Consider the following 242-nt stretch of genomic DNA (forward strand, 5'->3'; position numbering starts at 1 on the left):
ACTTTATTGGCAGAGTTTCTCAGTTCGGTAGTGCATGATGTTGAATTGGCAATGCCTCTTGAATTGCGGGAAAATATCACCATTCACACGAACTTTAAAGAGTGCCGATTGTCTTCAAGAGATGCGACGACATTGGGCATTATTCTTGGTGAGTTGTTGACAAACTCCTTAAAACATGCCTTTCCTGATAAACGCTCTGGTGATATTTACATCTCATTTGGTCCTCAGAAAAATGGGCAACT

Annotated in this window: 1 pseudogene; it reads left to right on the forward strand. The window is 40.9% G+C overall.

The features are described from left to right. Positions 1 to 242, forward strand: a pseudogene (locus ACFINS_RS11160) (sensor histidine kinase); the annotation flags it as partial.

Origin of the sequence: Bartonella sp. AA2SXKL (assembly GCF_042197205.1) — a bacterium.
Lineage (GTDB): Bacteria > Pseudomonadota > Alphaproteobacteria > Rhizobiales > Rhizobiaceae > Bartonella.